Genomic DNA, 16,607 nt, shown 5'->3' with positions numbered 1-16,607 from the left:
AGCATTGTCTTTTGTCTAAATTATGGTGTATTCCCCAATCAATGGCCTAGTTTTTACAATTTTTTCAAGAAAATTGAATTCATTTCAACAACAAGTCCATTAGAATAAGAATTTTAAAATGATAGTCTTGCATTTCCCATTAATTTACTATACATTTGCTTGCAGTTATTAATACAAACATGGTTTATACCTACGTACATCATTTTCATTTGCATCATCGCCATTGTGGCGATATGTTAATTTAATGTGTTCTTACGTAGAATACCTTCCCTCTTGTTTGATTTCTTATTATTAATAATTTACTGCTAACATTTATAAAGCGTTGAAAAATCTTAAAATTGCTATCCAAAAATCGGGTAGGTTAAACGAAAAATCTGTTCAATTACTGAAAAATTGTGGTTTAGACTTTGAGAACTACAAAAGCTCTTTAATCACCACGGTTGGGAATTTCCCACTGGAAATATTATTTCTGAGAGATGATGATATTCCGGGATATGTGGAACAAGGTATAGCCGACCTGGGCATCGTCGGTGAAAACATCATTGATGAGACCGAATCCAAAGTAGAATACATCAAACGACTTGGTTTTGGAAAATGTACATTGAAACTGGCTATTCCCAAAGATAGTACCATCCAAGACATTAAAGACCTTAACGGCAAAGCAATCGCAACCTCTTATCCAAATATCCTAAAGAATTTTCTAGACGAATATAAGATCAATGCAGACATCCGTTTGATATCCGGATCAGTTGAGATTTCACCTGGTTTGGGTCTTAGTGATGCGATCTGCGATATCGTATCGACCGGTGGAACACTAAAAAGCAATGGTTTGAAACCTTTTGCTGATGTCAAAAATTCAGAAGCCATATTGGTCGGAAGAAAAGGATTAGAAGGCAATGAAGTTTTGGCGGAATTAGTGCAACGAATCGAATCTGTTCTTTTAGCAAAAGAAACTAAATATGTCGTATTGAATGTCGAAAAGAAAAATTTGCCTGCCATTACTTCTTTATTGCACGGTGTTAAAAGCCCTACCGTTGTTCCGCTGGCAGAAGAAGGTTGGGTAGCCGTACACACCGTTATCACTGAAGATGACTTTTGGGATAAGATCAATAAGTTAAAAGCTGAAGGTGCCCAAGGTATCGTTGTGATGCCAATTGAAAAAATCATTCTTTAAACTTGATGCACGTATACAACCATGTTAAAAAAATATGATTACAAAACGTTAGGGAAAACCGAAATCCAGCAACTGGTAGCCAGGAATACGGACCCAAACAATGCAATACAAGAGGTTGTCCAGGAAATTATCCAACAAGTACGCCAACAAGGTGATATCGTATTACGCGAATATGCTGCCAAATTTGATAAAGTTGAACTTGACAGATTATATTTAGACGAGGAAGATATAGACGCATTGGCGTCTACCATAGGCCGTGATCAACAGAGAGCACTCGAAATCGCTTTTCAAAATATCCATAAATTCCATAGTACACAGCTAAAAAGAGAGCGTACGGTTGAAACCATGCCCGGTGTAAAATGCTGGCGAGAAGTCCGTCCGATTGAAAAAGTTGGACTTTATATCCCTGGCGGATCAGCGGTGTTACCAAGCACGCTTTTAATGCTGGGTGTACCGGCAAGGATAGCTGGATGCAAAGAAATCGTCGTCTGTTCTCCACCTCAATCCAATGGAAAAATCAATGGCTTTGTCGCTTTTTGTTTAAAATTACTTAAGATAAACAGAATATACTTAGTTGGAGGTGCTCAGGCTGTTGCAGCGATGGGTTTTGGAACGGAGACCATACCAAAAGTGGATAAGATCTTTGGCCCGGGCAATCAGTTTGTCACAAAAGCAAAATCCATCATACAGGGGCTAGCAAATGTCAGTATTGATATGCCTGCAGGACCATCCGAAGTGCTGGTCGTCGCGGATGAATCGGCAAGTCCAGCATTTGTGGCAGCAGATCTTTTGGCACAGGCTGAACATGGAGCCGACAGTCAAGCAGTCCTGGTTGCAACATCCAATGCGCTAGTTGATGCAGTCAACACAGCCCTTGTAGCCCAGTTAGCGGTTTTGCCACGCAAGGAGCTCGCTTCAAAAGCGATTGAAAATTCCTATGCAGTAACTGTTGAGACGCTTCAGGAGGCCATACAGTTTTCAAACGATTATGCGCCAGAACACCTTATTTTGGAGACGGACCAATGGGAATCCTTAACACGCTATATCAGTAATGCTGGTTCTGTTTTTTTAGGGCACTTAACACCTGAAAGCGCAGGAGATTATGCCTCAGGTACAAATCACACACTACCGACATCAGGTTATGCACGCTCCTATTCAGGCGTATCGGTAGATTCTTTTGTTAAAAAAGTTACCTTTCAACATATAAACGAAACCGGACTTCAACAAATCGGATCAGTGGTTGAAATACTCGCTGAACTCGAGGGACTACAGGCGCATAAAAATGCGATTTCCATTCGGAAGAAAGGATAAAAATCCCTATTGAAAACACAAAAAAGGCTTTACAATGTAAAGCCTTTTTTGTGTGATTGATCGCATAAATATTGTCTCGTAATGCTAACTGGATTATCTTCCAAAGGTGTCATAATTATCTGTTGCATATTTTTCAAACCTAGTCAACAAAGCTATATTATCTTTTTCCAGTTGGCTTAAGTCTGCACTCACATCTTTTGAAATAGGTACATACCAATCTACAGGTTCAAAAAATTGGCGAATGCTGGGTTTGGTAAACGCATAGCCATGTCGTGCGAAAATGGTATTCCGAATAATCTCCAAATCTAATTTCTTGAGGTTTTTCAGATCTTTCTCTGTCAACTTTTGCTTAGACGCATTCACTGTAAAGACTGCAGGAGATGCAGACCTATAATATTGTATAATGTATGTATACGTTGAATCACCATCCACGTCAGTTTCCTCTTTTCTTTTTTCATTAATCCAGTCAACCAAGGTCCCCTCCTCTCCATCCTGATTTTTAAGCATCAGATTTGGATTATAGGCGAATTGTTTTTTCAACAATTTAAAGTTTCGCTTTTTGATCTTTACGCCCTGGTCATACGCGGACCAGTTACCAATTAGCGTGTCATGATTAAGCTTAATTTCAAAACGCCCGTCGGATTTTCTGTCTCCAGGTTCATCCAATAATAAGCGAATATCAGCACCGTTTTCTTCCAACTTCCCCACAAAAGAGCGCAGATTCCCCTTTACAACATTCTGTCCATAAACAGCTCCTTTATCGGTAATTTTCTTTATCGTCAGATTTATCTTCGGAGCATAATCCGTTGTTGGCAAGCCCTCGTCTTCTCCAAGTGTACTTTCATCAACAACAAAGTCGCCGACCCAATTACCATAAAGTTCCTGATGTGCCTCACGGTCGATAATAACACTGTCTTTCCTTTCAGCTGCTTCATTCTTTTTACTTTTCCCATCCTTACAACCAAGGACTGCTCCAAGCAATAACAGTAAACAAAGATTTTTCTTCATAATTTATGATTTTTTTGATAAATAATAAATTCTGCCAGCAATAAATTAGGTATCCATCCCAACCACGCAATAATTTGATAAACATCCATGGGGTTGGGCTGAAACAAATATACCAAGGCAACCTTCCAAAAACGTAGAGTCAGTGCCGAACAGGTTAATGCAAAACTACGTATCATAAAATCACGGTGTTTATCAAATTTTCGTTGACTGGCCAAACGAACCGCTCGCCAGGTAAAATAAAACCATCCAAGCCCCAATAATTCAAAAGCAACAATAGCTGTCAACCCGCCATTTGCAACGGATCCAATAAACAAACCTGAAGGAGCGGCAAAAACCAAAATGGCGAATACATATAAATACCCGATACTTCGATGGACTCGCGGATATTTATTCAATAGATAAGTATTAAACTGCGTAAAGCCGGCAGGTAAGGCAAAGATAGCCGTGCAAACATGGGTATAAAACACGTAGCGATACCACCAAAGTGATTCTATTTCGGTCTGCTTAATCATCAAGAAATTAGCATCGAGAGAGAAGCCGCGATAGCGAAAAGTAATTTCAGCCATCAACAGGCAGCTGTAAGCAAAGATTAAAAGCCAAAATCCATGTAATATCGAAAATTGAGCCCTTTTAAACATACCTTTTTTATTTACTCCGAATCGCTTCTACCGGATCCAATCGAGAAGCCATCAAAGCTGGAACAATCCCTGATATTAACCCAATAAAAGTAGAAAGTGAAACAGTAAGCATTACCATTTTCAAACTGACCACAATAGCAACGCCAGTCGCAGCTTGTACCACAAAAGCCAAAAAATAGACGACAACGAGACCAATCCCTCCACCCAACAAACAAAGTACAATAGACTCTACTAAAAATTGTGAAAGAATAAAGAAATTTTTAGCTCCTAGCGCTTTCTGAATTCCGATGATATGTGTACGTTCTTTGACACTTACAAACATGATATTCGCAATACCAAAACCGCCGACTAAAATTGAAAAAATACCAATTGAAAAACCCGCCAAATTAATGATACCAAAAAGTTGATCCAATGCACCTGTGATCATTGTTGTCTGGTTAATGGAGAAATTTTCCTCCCGTTGTGGTGATATACGACGAATTGACCGCATAAGTGTCTTCGCTTCGCTCTCAGCCTCGCCAAGCGTGTAGTTTGATTTAATAACCATCGCTATACTTGGTGAGAAATTATCATAGTTGACCAAATTTCTCGCCAGCTCGAAAGGAATAAAGGCTGTATCATCCGGAGAGGTATTAATCAATACACCATTTCCTTCTTTCTTTAATACACCAATGACCTGAATTTTTCGGCCTAACATATTGATATATTTGCCAACAGGCTCCTCATTCGGAAAAAGCCCCTCTGCAATATTTGCTCCCAATACAGTCACAAGGGCTCCTCCCCTCGACTCACTTTCAGCAAAGTAACGACCATCTACAATATTCAAATTTTGAATGTAAAGATTTTCGTAAGTCGCAGCATTAACCGATGAGCCTTGGGCCGAATTATTTTTATATTTTATAGTCGTATTGCCGATATTGATCATATACGCCATATACTCGGCCGTCGTCATCCGACTTTTTAAATCCAGGTAATTATTGTATGTGGGCTCAGGTCTATTCAAGTATTTCCACCAAGGGAAATTTGGGCCGCCATCCCAGGGCCATTTTTCGATATAGAGTGTTTTACTGCCAATCTTCTTGACTGATTCCTCTATATTATTTCTTAGGGTATCTACCGCGGAAAATACACCAATAATCGTAAAAATACCGATGGTAACACCTAGCAACGATAGTAGGGTGCGTGTACGATTGTCTTTTAATGCCGAAAAAGCAAACTGACAACTCTCCAATATCAATCTAAAAAATAGCATAATTGTATTCTAAAATACAATATAGTTTTGATTTAATGTCAAAATCCCCAAAAATATATACATTAATTAGAAATATGGCCTCTCTATACCCGAAAAAGTTATAACTTTGTATGCTTTTGGCAGCCTGGTATTCGGTGCACTGTAATGCACTGAAAGGCAGATATTAATATATACTATTATTAAAGATGAAGTTATCACAATTTAAATTCAACTTACCAGAATCATTACTTGCTTCTGAACCTTCTGAAAATCGTGACGAATCACGCTTGATGGTCTTACACAGAGATACTGGTAAAATTGAACACAAAATTTTCAAAGATGTATTGGATTATTTCGATGACAAAGATGTCATGATCTTAAACAATACTAAAGTTTTTCCAGCGCGCCTTTACGGAAATAAAGAAAAAACTGGAGCGACGATTGAAGTTTTCTTGTTGCGTGAATTGAACAATGAACTTCGTCTTTGGGATGTATTGGTAGACCCTGCGCGTAAAATCCGTGTAGGCAACAAATTATATTTCGGTGATGATGATTTATTGGTTGCCGAAGTGGTCGACAATACAACTTCTCGTGGCCGTACAATTAGATTTTTATTTGACGGTACCGATGAAGAGTTCCGCCGTAATATCGAAATCTTAGGTGAAACTCCGCTTCCTAAATATATCAAGCGTAAAGCTACACCGGAAGATAAATTCCGTTATCAAACGATCTATGCAAAAAATGAAGGGGCTGTCGCTGCACCTACAGCGGGACTTCACTTCTCCAGAGAGTTAATGAAACGCCTGGAACTAAAAGGTGTTGATTTTGCAGAGGTTACTCTTCACGTTGGCCTTGGAACTTTCCGTACCGTTGAAGTCGAAGATTTAACCAAACATAAGATGGATTCCGAACAGTTTATCATCACGGATGAAGCTGCACGCGTTGTCAATAGAGCGATCGACAATAAACGTCGTGTGTGTGCCGTGGGGACGACTTCCATGCGCGCAATAGAATCTTCAGTTTCTGCAGACCACCACTTAAAAGCGGCATCGGACTGGACCAGTAAGTTCATCTATCCTCCTTACGATTTCAGTATTGCAAACTCGATGATTACAAACTTCCACACGCCAGAATCTACACTTTTAGTGATGATTGCTGCTTTCGCTGGTTACGAAAACGTCATGAATGCATACGAAGTTGCTGTAAAAGAAAAATATAGATTTTATAGCTATGGCGATGCCATGTTAATTATCTAACGATCTGATATAATAAAAACTAAAAGCGTGGATGGCCTCATAACTATCCACGTTTTTTTTAAATAAAATCTTTCAATAATACCATGAACTTTGTCATAATCGTTGCTGCAGGAACCGGAAACAGGATGAAGAGCGACCTTCCAAAGCAATTTCTTAACTTGAATGGACTGCCGATCGTGATGCATACTATTGATCGCTTTTCGCAGTCCAACACCATTTCAGAAGTTATATTGGTGATCAGTGAAGCAATGGAAAGCTATTGGAACGAATTATGTGTAAAGTATCAATTTGACAGCCCAATACATGTTACATTTGGCGGAAGAACTCGTTTTGAAAGTGTAAAGAACGGTATAGATTACATTAAACAAAACTTCGACATTGGCCCCAAAGATTATATTGCCGTACACGATGGAGCCCGTCCAATTATTTCAGACGAGTTAATTAGAAAGGCTTTTCAGGGAGCTTACGAACATCAGGCAATTGTATTGGCACAAAAGAGTGTCGAATCGGTGCGTTTAGGCGATATGTCCACAAATACCGCCGCAGATAGAAATCAGATTTGGTTAATACAAACGCCGCAAGTCTTCCTTGGCAAACTATTATTAAAATCCTATCAACAAGATGAGGATCCCCTCTTTACCGATGATGCTTCCGTGGTAGAAAAAACGGGCAAAAATATTCATATTGTTGAAGGTGATTCCAGGAATATAAAAATCACCTATCCCCAAGACTTACAAATTGCCCAACTTTATTTGAAACTAATTTAAATGGATTTTAAGCATTGCCCCGAATGACACGTAACAATACCACGATAATTGCGATCACTAAAAGAATGTGGATGATATTATTCCCAGCCGCATAACCTCCAAAAAAACTAATCGCCCAGATGATAACCAAAACAACGGCGATGATGTACAATAGATTTCCCATTTTCTTATAATTTTAATACCTTATTTTATTTTTATAGGTATAACAACGAAAAAAGGACTATAGTTTTAGATTTAAGAGATTAGGATATATCCAACTGCAATCTATCATAGGCGAGAAACATATTTTCAGGCAGTTCCTTGGAAACAACCTCATGCAGGCCCATTCGATGCCCAATATGCGTAAAATAGGTTTTGTCGGCATGAATATCATAGGCAAATTCAATCGCCTCTTCCAAGGTTAAGTGTGAAATATGGGATTCCTTCTGTAAAGCATTTACAACAAGAATCTTTACTCCTTCCAATAATTTTCTTGATTCGTCAGAAATGAATTTGGCATCGGTAATATAGGCGAAATCTCCAATTCGAAAGCCCAACACAGGCATTTTATAATGCAGAACCTCGATAGGCATAATTTCCTTTCCGAATAAAGGCAATGGCACACCGGCCTTTATCTCTTCCAAATCCAGCCTAGGGGCTCCTGGGTATTTAACTTCCGTAAATGCATAATAAAATTCACGCCTTAGCGCTTCGTGAAGTGCTTCGGTGCCGTAAATTGAAATAGAACTATGCTGCTGATAATTAAAAGCTCTGACATCGTCCAGTCCGGCAATATGATCTTTATGTGAATGCGTCATTAATACGGCGTCCAAATGCATAACTTTCTCGCGAAGCATCTGGTATCTAAAATCAGGACCAGTATCGACAACCAATGTCCGCTGATTATATTCAATAAGAATAGAAGAACGTAATCTCTTGTCACGTTTGTCTTCAGACTGACAGACCTGACATTGGCACGCTATAACAGGTACGCCTTGTGATGTTCCGGTTCCTAAAAATGTTATTCTCAAGCTACAATTTTTGATTTCAACACATCTTCATACAGTGGAAGAAGTTTTTCAGAAATAGCCTCCGGATCAATCTCAATATCCAGCAATATGTTCCACAACGACTGGATTTTTATTTCAAGATTCGAAAACTTATTGACTACTACAACTTTTGTTGTCTGCAACATACAGGCACCCGTACGAAAAGAGCCCTTCTCGTACCTCACTTTATACCCCTGCTCTTTGAAAAACTCCTCTATCTTCGCTAAACTGCTTTGTGTAAACGGTAACAAAATCGCTCCTCCTTTTAAATTTCTACCTCAGTCTCCCAAACTTAGATAAATTTGATTTTATATACAAATAAAATCACGACAGTCAATCAATCAGCCAACTTAAGGAGTTCATTGCCAAAAGTATCCCAGCTATATTTCTTTTTCTCGTCAATAATATTTGTTCTAAATTGTTCTTCTTTATCGTGATGGTAAAATGAAAAAATGCCGTCGGCTATTTGGCGGGCATCAGGTTCCACCACATAACCGACATAGCCATCTTGAACTAATTCGGGCAATCCACCGACGTTACTGACAATCATCGGTAAATCAAAATGATAAGCAACCTGTGTAATTCCACTCTGCGTAGCACTACGATAGGGCAACACCACACAATCTGCAGCTGAAAAATACTGGCCAACTTCCTGATTAGGAATAAAATCAGTATGCATAAAAATAAACTCTTCCAGTTTATACTTTTTTATAAGATCCAAATAAGGGACTGGATCACCATAAAATTCACCCGCCAGCAACAATTTCACCCCAAGGGCACGTATTCTGGAATCAGCCAGTGCCTCCAAGAGGATATCCAAACCCTTGTATTGACGAATAAAACCAAAAAACAATACGACTTTATCCCCCTCGGCAATCTTAAGTAAACGACGTGCTTCCTTTTTACTCTGATGTACACCATAATTATCATAGAGTGGATGCGGCGTATATACCGCTGGCATTTGAGGGCTTAACATTTTCAGATCTGCCAGCACACTTTTACTCATGGTGAGACAGGCATCAACAGATTTTAAAAAATAACGAATCAACAAGCTATCCCCCATCCGCTGTTCATGAGGAATGATATTATCAGCGATGCATACAATTTTAGTATGTTTATTTTTTCGAACTTGTCGTTGAATTGTTCCTAGACAAGGTCCAAAAAATGGCATCCAAAACCGCACAATAAGCAAATCATAATTTGCCTTTTTTAGTTCTTTACCAACCTTAATCCAATTAAATGGATTAATTGAATTGACCGTGGTCTTAATATGAAGGCCAGTTGGTGCTGGCTCATCCGAATATTGTGACTTTCCGGGAAAAAGGAAATTAGGATACTGTAGGCTAAAAGAATAGATGTCCACCTCATGCCCTACCTCCTGAAGGTGAACTGCCAATCGTTCATTAAAAGACGCTATCCCACCTCCTCTTAAAGGATAGGCGGATCCTAAAATCACAATTCGCATATTATTTTAAATGACCTTCTCAATTTGATAATCATTCCGGTCGGAGCTACTTCTTGACACTAACTCTGCTAAAAACCCCGTCAGAAATAATTGTGTCCCCAAAATAATCGCCGTCAGCGCAAAGAAAAATAAAGGTTGGTCGGTTATATCTCTAAATGGTGTACCGCTAGCGATACTCATCAGTTTGTGGCAAATCAGATAGATAGAGATAAATAAACCCGCAAGAAAACTGATCACGCCCATAACACCAAAAAAGTGCATCGGCCTTTTCGAAAATTTCCCGACAAAAAATATGGATAATAAATCCAAGAAACCTTTTACAAAACGGCCCGGTCCAAATTTGGTTGTACCGTATTTACGTGGGTAATGCTGTACAACCTGTTCCTGTATATTGGTAAATCCAGCCCATTTCGCAATAACGGGTATATAACGATGCATCTCGCCATAAACCTCGATGTTTTTAACAACATCTTTTTTATACGCTTTAAGACCGCAATTAAAATCATGCAGGTTATAAATTCCAGACATAGACCTTGTCACCCCATTGAATAATTTGGTTGGGATTGTTTTGGTCAATGGATCATAGCGCTTTTGCTTCCAACCCGATACTAAATCTGCTCCCTTGTTTACGATCCGGTCATAGAGCTCAGGAATCTCATCTGGACTATCCTGTAGATCCGCATCCATTGTAATAACTACATCGCCCTGAGCCGCAGCAAAGCCCACATTTAAAGCCGCAGATTTTCCGTAATTGCGTCGGAACTTTATCGCAGAAATATTCGTATTCTTTAACTTCAACTCTTCAATAACCTTCCAGGAATTATCTTTGCTCCCATCATCAACTAAAATAATCTCATAGGAAAAATGATTGGCCGCCATGACACGGTCGATCCAAGCTGTCAATTCGGGTAAGGATTCTTCTTCATTAAATAAAGGAACAACAACAGAAATATCCATGTGAATGTTAATCATGCTAAAATGTAGTATTATAATACCAACAAAGGTATTACTTTTTCAGTAATACCTTATAGGGTCGAATTATTTTATTAAACACTAATTGGTCTCTTGTTTAATCACCAATTTCTCTCGTTTTGTCAAGGCTGATAACAGTAATGCAAAAACAAATTGAAACATCAGCGTGATAGCCAACCCTTTGAACACCTGTCCTAGGGTTATCTTTCCAATAGCATCAACTTGCTTTTCAAGTTCTGCGATTTTTGAATCGATAACCTCATCCGGCACATTGTTCTTTTCCATATACTCAATTGTAACATTAATTGTATGTGTCACCACCTTTTCCTGTAAGGTTGGATTAATGAAATTTACATAGAGTTGTGTTCCAATTGTCGAAATAATAGTAGAAATAGCAAGCATCATAAATATGGATTTTAATGCTATAGAAAAATTCCAGTATCCGCCATTTGCTTTCCTAAGCGAGAATGCAAAGAGCGCTGAAATAATAACAAAAAGACCCGTATTAACAATAAATGACATCGACATTACCCCCCAAAAGGAATTTAAGTCTTTGACAACAAACAAGACGACTAATCCGAGAATAAAAGAAATTATTCCCAGGATAACACCGTAGATAATACTTTTCTTTTTGTCAATTACCGCATCAAATCCTACATTACTTTGGTTGATTGAATCTGCCATAAAATTATTTGTTATAGTACGTACTAATTATTTGGTAAAGTGCAATATCAAATGCCTTATTGGAAGACGCTTCTGCATACTCGTCAAATTGTTTTTCAGATGGTTTCAACTCGCTAAAGAAGCTCATAATAGGATAGAAAAGTTCGTAGACTTCACTTCTCGGATTTAATCCTTTTCCTACTTTTGCAATTTCAGCATACGGGCTATCTACTACAATTTGATTGGCAATGATATCTTCATAAATTTCATGCTCATCCTGAAATTCATCTTCATCAACTAATAAAAATTCCTTTAGGAAGTCATCCAATTCAGGTTCAATCTCATCGTCCTTGCATTCTCCTAAATAAAGAAAAATATTCAACAATTCTGTTCCCCTATCTATAGTTTCATCTTCTATAGCCTCCCATTCCTCGGAATCCAAATAGTCATCTTCAAGCTTTAAAACATCATTGGAAAAAAAGTTCATGAGTAAAAGGTCTACATAAACCTCACGCAACTCATCAAAAAGTGGATAATCATCAAAAGATTGATCCAACAGTTCTAATTTCTCTAGATAGCTTGCTTCCGTATTGAATACGCCTATAATCTTTTGAAGAAAATCCGGGGCAGTCGAGATCCCATCAACCTTGCCATAATTTAATATACCTGCCTCAACGGCTGCTTTAATATTTGCTTCCATGGTTTTAATCGTTTTTTATGATTTGATTATTATTGATGATCAATTCGACAGCACCTTTTAAAGTCTGTCCAAATAATGGCGAATTTTTAGATTTAGATCTATTTGTTGTTTCATCGAAGTTCCAAGTCTTCACAGGGTCAAATACAACAAGATTGGCTATTGCCCCTTCCTCAATAAGAGGAACTTCAAGTCCTAGAATCTGCCGAGGTCTAACTGAAAGACTATTGACAATTTGTTCTTCATTTAATCCAGCACGAACCAGGAGTGGTAATACGGTCTGCAGTCCAATAATTCCATTTTTTGCAATATGGAATTCAACATTTTTAAATTCTATTTCATGCGGCGTATGTTGCGAAACGACAGCATCAATAGTACCGTCCTTAACACCTTTAAGTAACACCTTCAGATCTGCCTTTGTGCGTAATGGGGGGCTTACCTTATAATTACTATCAAAACCGACAATATCTTCGTCAGTAAATACCAATTGGTGTGCAGCAACATCACATGTTACTGAAAGACCTTTTGCTTTCGCTTTTTTTATCAGATCGACAGCTTCTGGAGTACTGATGGATGCAAAATGAATTGGAGCTCCAGTATATTCCGCTAAATACAGATCACGAGAAACCATTAACGATTCGGCCAGGTTAGGAATACCTTTCATTCCCAAATAAGTACTCATCGCACCCTCATTCATTTTGTTTCCACCTGCCATAGACTCATCTTCAGCATGTGAAAAAATCAATCCATCGAATCCCTTAGCGTATAACAACGCTCTGCTCATTAATCCCGCCTGCTGTACACTCCTGTTTCCATCACTAAAAGCGACAGCACCCGTTTGCTTCATATCAAATAGCTCGGCCAGTTCTTTCCCTTCTCTCTTTTTACTGATCGCTCCAATTGGATGTACATCAACAATATTTCCTTTCGCTGTATTGACAATAAGTGCAACCTCGGAACGGCTTTGAATCGCCGGTTCGGTATTCGGCATTACGGCTACTCCAGTAAATCCTCCAGCAGCAGCAGCTGCGCTTCCACTAACGATATCTTCTTTGGTTTCTAATCCAGGTTCTCCAAAATTGGCATGTAGGTCAAAAAAACCTGGCGCTAAAACTTTCCCAGCACCATCTATGGTCTCTATGTTTTTATCAGCTACTTTGACAGATTTTCCAATCTGTGCAATCTTTCCCTTTTCGATAAATACATCAACTTGCTGCTGATGAAATTCGTTACCAGGTAAAATTACTTTAACAGAAGTAATCAATAAGCTTTTCATATATGAATGTGATTGAAATTAAAAGGATACAACTTGTTTATCGAAGCGGGTAGCGTGCGTAGTATACATGGACAGACGGTGGCTTTATCACTATAAATCATATAGCTATAAATAACTTTTTCGCGTGATGCTCGTGATTGCTTCATTTCGAGAAACAAAGTTACAAAATACAAATTTATTAAAGAACATTAAAAATAGATTTCAACGAGGAAATACTAGGCATTTTCTCCCCACTGATAATGTTTAAATTCAAACCCAGCAAGACTCAAAATCCGATCAACCACAGTTTCTGCAACATCCTCCAAAGTCTTTGGTAAGCTATAGAATGAAGGTGATGCTGGGCAAATGATACCTCCGGCCTCTGTCACCAATTTCATGTTCTGGATATGTATAATACTTAGCGGTGTCTCACGGGTAACCAAAATCAATCTTCGTCGTTCTTTTAGCATAACATCCGCCGCTCGCGTTGTCAGGTCAGAAGACACTCCGTGGGCTATTCTTGATAAGGTCCCCATTGAACACGGACAGACAATCATCGTATCATAGCGAGCTGATCCTGATGCAAAAGGAGCAAAGAAATCACCTTTATCGTAAAATTTGAACGGTACATCCTGATAACTCTCATCGCCTAACTCCGCACGCCATACATCCTTCGCATTATTCGACATTACAATCCCAACTTCTGCGATCTGTGTTTTTAACACCAATAGTTTTTTCAGTAAAACTTTAGCATAGATTGAGCCGCTAGCTCCAGTAATGGCAATAACAATTTTTCTCTTAGACATCTCTTTTAATATAATAAAAACAAAGCTATAAAAAAAGGGTCGTAGTGAGAAACACCCGACCCTACATCTACCTATGAAAAACATGCCCTTGGGAGGGGCTTAACAAAAGTACATCTACTTTTTAATTTACAAAAACATTATATGCATTACTACACATTTGTGTATATAAAATACGCTAAAAACAATGTTTTTCCGGATTTTAAGATCCAATTCACCCCGCAAAAACACCCTTCTTCTAAATTTCAGTTCAATCCAAAGCAAAATTAAATACAACTATTTTCGCAAATCAAATATTTATTCTCGTCAATAAAGTCTATTTTAGTAACAACGTTAGACAATTTGTTAAGACATGAACCTTTCCGTTTTAGAACAATATATTGAAGAAGGCAAAAGCCATGATATCGACTTATTATTGATTGGAAATCCCGAACTTTTACAGGAAACAACGAGTCATGGAATTTCTCCCCTACTATTGGCTTGCTATTACAACAAACCCCAGATCATACGGACACTTTTACAACACACCAAATCCATGACTATCCATGAGGCCTGCGCGGCTGGGTTGACTTCATACGTAGAGGCCATTATTTCGCAAGCACCATCTGTTGTCAATGAATGGTCGTCACAGGGCTTTACGCCATTGACCTTAGCAACATATTTCAACAAAACAGATATTGTCCGTCTTTTACTCGCCAAAAAAGTCAATCCGAATGTCGTAACCAAAAATGAACAGCTCACCACTGCGCTACATATTGCCGCGGCAAACAACAATGATGAGATCGGTAAGTTGCTTATCGACGCTAATGCAGATGTCAATGCCATTCAAGCGACTGGCGAAACCCCACTTCATTTCGCTGCACAATATGGTAATATCGATTTTATTGTTGCCTTACTCGAAAATGGAGCCGACACCAGAATCATCAATATTTCAGGATTAGCTCCAATGGATCTGGCGTATGAAAAAGGCCACAAGGAGATCGCAGAGATTTTAAAGAATTAATTTCTTTTTAAAATTTCAGATCCGATTCTGCAATGAAGGCAGCGTTTCCGATCGCAGTAAAATCTCTTTAATTGTAAAATCCCCTGACTCTGCAAGGCGCTTTGAGCATGCCAGCCATATTGAGCAAACTGTCTCACAACACCATTTTTTTCTGCAGGAAGCTGCTCCAAAAGATCTAAGGCCTTATCAATATAGGCCTGAATACTGAAATATTTACCATATGAAAAAAGAAATACGATAATTACATTAATAACAAGTGTATCAATAGTTTCTTTACCTAATCGAACCGATTTTTTCATCTTCGTTTTTATACCGAAAGAAAAATTTCCGCCAAAATAACAGTCCAACGATTCTATGCTAAATAATTTTCGGGCAGTCTCCAAATCATCTACGGCCAAAATCTGGGCAACTCGCAACTCGTTCTTACTAAACAAAACAGCTAATTGAGCGATTCGCCGTTCGGGAAAATTGTAGGGTCTCATTCTCATCCTTTTCCAAATCCCATAAGTAACTTCTATACCGTGGATATGCTTTTGATACTTAAATTCGCCGGCTAGCTGCTTCATATACTCGCTGCCTGGCATCTGAATTAACAACCCGCTGATTCCAAAGAAAAGAGCTTCTATTTTAAACAGGTTTGAACGATATTTTTGTAAAATGTTCAAAGGTAATTTTTCCCCAAGCTCCTGAAATGTATCGGCATTAACCTTCAATCCCATACATCTGCAGACCCACACCCATAATGTTTTTTCCCAATCTGTATTAAATTGTTTTAAAATCACCAAAATTTGTTGAACCTTCATTTCCAGACGCTCAATAGATAAAGTACTCAGCCACATGGATTTTTTCAAAAGATCCACTGAACCAAGCTGAAATTCACAAGGTATCGAACTTTTTGTGTTCATCATTGTTGAATACCTGTCTAACAGAGGTTGTTCCACATATTCCGAAAGCACCAATGTCGGTATAGATGTCCCATCGTTTCGGTAGATAACTTTATCATTTTTCCAAACCACATGTAAGATAACGTTATTATAAACAACATCATCTTGGTGACCATGTCGATCCCAATCCGAAGATTGAACATGTATCTCGACATGACCAAACCAATCATCATCTTTATACCTAATATGTGACATGAGAAAATCGGGGCCGGAATCTGTATTATATTGCCCTACATCAACAACGACCAAGGATTCTCCATCCGTAGAATGCAGCCCATTTGCATGGAATAGCCGAAGTTTCCAGATAAACTGCATTAAGTTTTCTGTAACTAACATAATTGTAATTTTAAGAATTAAATTAACCGGCTATGGCTTATAATTCCCTAAATATA

Annotated in this window: 18 protein-coding genes; 5 read left to right on the top strand and 13 right to left on the bottom strand. The window is 38.4% G+C overall.

Annotated features, from left to right (window positions below):
* Window positions 1-322: 322 nt before the first annotated feature.
* A complete protein-coding gene (gene hisG / locus AAW12_RS14940) occupies window positions 323-1,174 on the top strand; it encodes an ATP phosphoribosyltransferase (protein WP_046674456.1) in 852 nt (283 codons plus the stop codon).
* Between the two features lie 21 nt (window positions 1,175-1,195).
* On the top strand, window positions 1,196-2,485 hold the full coding sequence (gene hisD, locus AAW12_RS14935; protein ID WP_046674455.1) for a histidinol dehydrogenase: 1,290 nt from the start codon (window positions 1,196-1,198) through the stop codon (window positions 2,483-2,485).
* Between the two features lie 93 nt (window positions 2,486-2,578).
* On the opposite strand, the gene AAW12_RS14930 is transcribed toward hisD, so the two are convergent.
* The 3 genes from AAW12_RS14930 to AAW12_RS14920 form a co-directional block, all read right to left on the bottom strand.
* The gene (locus AAW12_RS14930) at window positions 2,579-3,493 is read right to left on the bottom strand and encodes a YARHG domain-containing protein (protein WP_046674454.1); all 915 of its coding nucleotides are present in this window, start codon (window positions 3,491-3,493) and stop codon (window positions 2,579-2,581) included.
* Complete coding sequence (locus tag AAW12_RS14925) at window positions 3,490-4,059, bottom strand: DUF2306 domain-containing protein (RefSeq protein ID WP_156167668.1); 570 nt, start codon at window positions 4,057-4,059, stop codon at window positions 3,490-3,492. Before AAW12_RS14925 ends, AAW12_RS14930 begins: the two co-directional genes overlap by 4 nt.
* 79 nt (window positions 4,060-4,138) lie before the next feature.
* Window positions 4,139-5,383, bottom strand: a complete 1,245-nt coding sequence (locus AAW12_RS14920) for an ABC transporter permease (protein ID WP_197084051.1) — start codon at window positions 5,381-5,383, stop codon at window positions 4,139-4,141.
* 185 nt (window positions 5,384-5,568) lie between these two features.
* On the opposite strand from AAW12_RS14920, the gene queA reads away from it, so the two are divergent.
* Together queA and AAW12_RS14910 are read left to right on the top strand one after the other, a co-directional pair.
* Complete coding sequence (queA, locus tag AAW12_RS14915; protein WP_046674451.1) at window positions 5,569-6,618, top strand: tRNA preQ1(34) S-adenosylmethionine ribosyltransferase-isomerase QueA; 1,050 nt, start codon at window positions 5,569-5,571, stop codon at window positions 6,616-6,618.
* An 83-nt stretch (window positions 6,619-6,701) separates the two neighbouring features.
* Complete coding sequence (locus tag AAW12_RS14910; protein WP_046674450.1) at window positions 6,702-7,385, top strand: 2-C-methyl-D-erythritol 4-phosphate cytidylyltransferase; 684 nt, start codon at window positions 6,702-6,704, stop codon at window positions 7,383-7,385.
* Between the two features lie 7 nt (window positions 7,386-7,392).
* On the opposite strand, the gene AAW12_RS26285 is transcribed toward AAW12_RS14910, so the two are convergent.
* From AAW12_RS26285 to AAW12_RS14870, 9 genes are all read right to left on the bottom strand, one after another.
* Entirely contained in the window at window positions 7,393-7,548 is a 156-nt protein-coding gene (locus AAW12_RS26285; protein ID WP_156167667.1) for a lmo0937 family membrane protein, read from the bottom strand.
* 79 nt (window positions 7,549-7,627) lie between these two features.
* Window positions 7,628-8,395, bottom strand: coding sequence for an MBL fold metallo-hydrolase (locus tag AAW12_RS14905; protein ID WP_046674449.1), 768 nt, complete (start codon window positions 8,393-8,395; stop codon window positions 7,628-7,630).
* Entirely contained in the window at window positions 8,392-8,664 is a 273-nt protein-coding gene (locus tag AAW12_RS14900; RefSeq protein ID WP_046674448.1) for a hypothetical protein, read from the bottom strand. The genes AAW12_RS14905 and AAW12_RS14900 overlap by 4 nt, the downstream gene beginning before the upstream one ends.
* A gap of 86 nt (window positions 8,665-8,750) precedes the next feature.
* Window positions 8,751-9,878 carry a glycosyltransferase gene (locus tag AAW12_RS14895; RefSeq protein ID WP_046674447.1) on the bottom strand — a complete coding sequence of 376 codons (1,128 nt, stop codon included), beginning with the start codon at window positions 9,876-9,878 and terminating at the stop codon, window positions 8,751-8,753.
* 6 nt (window positions 9,879-9,884) lie between these two features.
* Complete coding sequence (locus tag AAW12_RS14890) at window positions 9,885-10,835, bottom strand: glycosyltransferase family 2 protein (RefSeq protein ID WP_046674669.1); 951 nt, start codon at window positions 10,833-10,835, stop codon at window positions 9,885-9,887.
* 96 nt (window positions 10,836-10,931) lie between these two features.
* Window positions 10,932-11,534 (bottom strand): DUF4199 domain-containing protein, encoded by a 603-nt coding sequence (locus AAW12_RS14885; protein ID WP_053003733.1) that lies wholly within the window; start codon window positions 11,532-11,534, stop codon window positions 10,932-10,934.
* A 4-nt stretch (window positions 11,535-11,538) separates the two neighbouring features.
* Entirely contained in the window at window positions 11,539-12,213 is a 675-nt protein-coding gene (locus AAW12_RS14880; protein WP_046674446.1) for a hypothetical protein, read from the bottom strand.
* A 4-nt stretch (window positions 12,214-12,217) separates the two neighbouring features.
* Window positions 12,218-13,486 carry a dihydroorotase gene (locus AAW12_RS14875; RefSeq protein WP_046674445.1) on the bottom strand — a complete coding sequence of 423 codons (1,269 nt, stop codon included), beginning with the start codon at window positions 13,484-13,486 and terminating at the stop codon, window positions 12,218-12,220.
* Window positions 13,487-13,701: 215 nt separating this feature from the next.
* Window positions 13,702-14,271 (bottom strand): UbiX family flavin prenyltransferase, encoded by a 570-nt coding sequence (locus AAW12_RS14870; protein ID WP_046674444.1) that lies wholly within the window; start codon window positions 14,269-14,271, stop codon window positions 13,702-13,704.
* Window positions 14,272-14,620: 349 nt separating this feature from the next.
* On the opposite strand from AAW12_RS14870, the gene AAW12_RS14865 reads away from it, so the two are divergent.
* Window positions 14,621-15,271, top strand: a complete 651-nt coding sequence (locus AAW12_RS14865) for an ankyrin repeat domain-containing protein (protein WP_046674443.1) — start codon at window positions 14,621-14,623, stop codon at window positions 15,269-15,271.
* Here the strand turns inward: AAW12_RS14865 and AAW12_RS14860 are convergent.
* Window positions 15,268-16,530 (bottom strand): DUF2851 family protein, encoded by a 1,263-nt coding sequence (locus tag AAW12_RS14860; RefSeq protein ID WP_231585283.1) that lies wholly within the window; start codon window positions 16,528-16,530, stop codon window positions 15,268-15,270. The genes AAW12_RS14865 and AAW12_RS14860 overlap by 4 nt on opposite strands.
* Between the last annotated feature and the right edge of the window lie 77 nt (window positions 16,531-16,607).

The sequence above is a fragment of the Sphingobacterium sp. Ag1 genome (assembly GCF_000988325.1).
GTDB lineage: Bacteria > Bacteroidota > Bacteroidia > Sphingobacteriales > Sphingobacteriaceae > Sphingobacterium.
Note: the sequence above shows the minus strand (reverse complement) of the source record. Positions and strands in the feature narration are given on the sequence as shown.

Coding starts and splice junctions, on each gene's coding strand:
- hisD (WP_046674455.1), top strand. CDS start 1,196: ATGTTAAAAAAATATGATTACAAAACGTTAGGGAAAACCGAAATCCAG.
- AAW12_RS14930 (WP_046674454.1), bottom strand. CDS start 3,493: ATGAAGAAAAATCTTTGTTTACTGTTATTGCTTGGAGCAGTCCTTGGT.
- AAW12_RS14925 (WP_156167668.1), bottom strand. CDS start 4,059: ATGGCTGAAATTACTTTTCGCTATCGCGGCTTCTCTCTCGATGCTAAT.
- AAW12_RS14920 (WP_197084051.1), bottom strand. CDS start 5,383: ATGCTATTTTTTAGATTGATATTGGAGAGTTGTCAGTTTGCTTTTTCG.
- queA (WP_046674451.1), top strand. CDS start 5,569: ATGAAGTTATCACAATTTAAATTCAACTTACCAGAATCATTACTTGCT.
- AAW12_RS14910 (WP_046674450.1), top strand. CDS start 6,702: ATGAACTTTGTCATAATCGTTGCTGCAGGAACCGGAAACAGGATGAAG.
- AAW12_RS26285 (WP_156167667.1), bottom strand. CDS start 7,548: ATGGGAAATCTATTGTACATCATCGCCGTTGTTTTGGTTATCATCTGG.
- AAW12_RS14895 (WP_046674447.1), bottom strand. CDS start 9,878: ATGCGAATTGTGATTTTAGGATCCGCCTATCCTTTAAGAGGAGGTGGG.
- AAW12_RS14890 (WP_046674669.1), bottom strand. CDS start 10,835: ATGGATATTTCTGTTGTTGTTCCTTTATTTAATGAAGAAGAATCCTTA.
- AAW12_RS14885 (WP_053003733.1), bottom strand. CDS start 11,534: ATGGCAGATTCAATCAACCAAAGTAATGTAGGATTTGATGCGGTAATT.
- AAW12_RS14880 (WP_046674446.1), bottom strand. CDS start 12,213: ATGGAAGCAAATATTAAAGCAGCCGTTGAGGCAGGTATATTAAATTAT.
- AAW12_RS14875 (WP_046674445.1), bottom strand. CDS start 13,486: ATGAAAAGCTTATTGATTACTTCTGTTAAAGTAATTTTACCTGGTAAC.
- AAW12_RS14870 (WP_046674444.1), bottom strand. CDS start 14,271: ATGTCTAAGAGAAAAATTGTTATTGCCATTACTGGAGCTAGCGGCTCA.
- AAW12_RS14865 (WP_046674443.1), top strand. CDS start 14,621: ATGAACCTTTCCGTTTTAGAACAATATATTGAAGAAGGCAAAAGCCAT.
- AAW12_RS14860 (WP_231585283.1), bottom strand. CDS start 16,530: ATGCAGTTTATCTGGAAACTTCGGCTATTCCATGCAAATGGGCTGCAT.